1 pseudogene is annotated in these 505 nt (G+C 50.9%); it reads left to right on the forward strand.

The window, feature by feature from the left end:
* A pseudogene (locus tag AB3U87_RS22040) lies at nucleotides 1-505 on the forward strand (M23 family metallopeptidase); the annotation flags it as partial.

A 505-nucleotide genomic window follows, 5' to 3' on the forward strand; every position in this document is an offset into this window, starting at 1 on the left:
GTCAGCATGACTCTGGCCCAGGGCAGCTGCACTATGGTAACGCGGCAGAAAAATACGCAGACTGACGGGAAATATGATCTGCTGGGCGAGCCGCTGGTTAACGCCGATGGTGAAGATTATGAATACAATCTTTATAAAACCGCTATGCGGAATTATAAGGAAAGCCCCAGTGCCGGATTTGAGTTGCTTCGTTTTGGGCGGGTAATCAATACCGAGCATGAAACGCTGGTGCCTGCGGATGCGCCATTATGGATGACGGTCAGTTATCCGGGTGGAGCTGGCGTGGTAAATCTTGCCGCTCCCGGTATTAAAAAGTTTAGCGATGCCGATTTCCCTCACTGGACGGGCTGGCAGTTGGTTGATGACGATACCGATACCAACAGCCAGTGCAACTCGGTCACGATTGCCAGCCTGACCGAAGGCGGCGACTACGTTAATCAGTGTGGAAAACTGATCTGTCATTTTCCGTTTGAGTGGGAAAAAAGCACGATCGATAGCCGTTTTT

The organism is Erwinia plantamica (assembly GCF_043420595.1).
GTDB lineage: Bacteria > Pseudomonadota > Gammaproteobacteria > Enterobacterales > Enterobacteriaceae > Erwinia > Erwinia aeris.